The organism is Xanthomonas sp. SHU 166 (assembly GCF_000364685.1).
GTDB classification, from domain to species: domain Bacteria; phylum Pseudomonadota; class Gammaproteobacteria; order Xanthomonadales; family Xanthomonadaceae; genus Xanthomonas_A; species Xanthomonas_A sontii.
The window spans coordinates 1-1,360 of sequence record NZ_AQOJ01000896.1 but is presented as its reverse complement, the minus strand read 5'-3'; the positions used below and the strand labels follow the sequence as shown (position 1 = coordinate 1,360).

The 1,360-nt window shown below is 67.3% G+C and carries 1 protein-coding gene; it reads right to left on the bottom strand.

The features are described 5' to 3' along the window. Nucleotides 1–1,201 (bottom strand): MCP four helix bundle domain-containing protein (locus tag D180_RS20185; RefSeq protein ID WP_017914189.1); only part of this gene is annotated, 1,201 nt, incomplete at its 3' end. Nucleotides 1,202–1,360: the final 159 nt, after the last annotated feature.

The following is a 1,360-nucleotide window of genomic DNA, read 5'->3' as shown; positions in this document are numbered from 1 at the left end:
GGTTGCGGTCGCTGACCTCCATCATCGCGTTGAGATCCTGCACCATCACCCGGAACCCGTACTGGAAACGTTCCGGGTCACCGCGTGTGCCGAAGGCGCCGGCCGCGGCCGCCTCCGCCAGTTGCTTGATCTGCTCGCTCATCGCGGTCAGGTTCTGCTTGGCCATGTCCATGGTTTCGGTGAGCACGGCTTTTTCGCCGGGCAGGCGGTCCATGTCCTCGGACAGGTCGCCGATCGCATAGCGCTGGATGATCTGCAGCAGGCGCATCTTCACCGCGATGTGCGAGGCCACCAGTTCGTTGGTGCCCTTGACCATCTGCCCGTACTCGCCGGGGAAGGCGTTCTCGTCCATGCGGTAGCTGATGGTGCCGCACGCGTGCTGCCGGGCCATCTCCTCCTGGGCGCGGATCACGCTGTGGATGCGCGAGCGCATGATCAGCATGTCGTCCATCAGCTCGCCGATCTCGTCCTTGCCGTGCGGATAGGTGGCGCCCTCCAGTTCGCCGCGTGCCACCGCCTGCGACAGGCGCTTGGCCGCGTGCAGTTGGCGCGCCATCCCGCGCGCGATCAGCCAGGCGGTGACGCTGGCGAACAGCACGGCCAGCCCGAGCAGCGTCACGATCAGGGTCTTGGTGTTGGCCAGCTGGCTGTCGGCGCGCTCCATCTCCCGGTTCAGTTCGGCGACGTTGTACTGGGTCAGCGCCACGATGCGCTCGAACAGGGTCCGGCGCAGCGTCCGCGACTGGGTGTCGGAGATCTTCTGTGCGCCTGCCACGTCGCCGGCGCGCAGCGCCGCACCCATCTCGGTGTTGGCCTGCAGGTAGGCCTTCAGCGTCTCCTGCACGCCGGCGTACATCTGCATCTGCTTCTGGTCGCGCATCATCGCGGCGATGACCTGCTGGTTCTTCGCCACCTCCGTGCGCACCTTCTGCATGCGCTTGAAGTAATCGGCCTGCGCCTGGGGATCGCCGGCGCGCGACAGTTGCGCCAGTTCGTAGGTACGGAATTCGCCCAGTTGCGCGCGCACCTCGGCCAGTGCCTGGGTCGCCGGCACCCAATCGTGCTGGATGTGCGTGAGCTCGGCGATGGACAGGTTGGTCCGGGAGTAGGTAAAGCCTCCCAGCACGACCGTCAGCAGCGTGGTCACGGCGAAGGCGAAGATCAGCTTGTCGCGGATTTTCAGGTGCGCAAGTACGTTCATGGGCATTCCATGTGCAGCAGCGGTTGAAAAAAGGCAGGGCGGCCGGCGGTCAGCCGGCGGAGACGAAGCGGGGCGAGGGCCGCGCCGCGCCAGTGGCGGCGCGCGCAGGCGGGCGGGAACCCATGCCGAACAGGGGCGCGCGTGCGGCGCCGCGGCGCC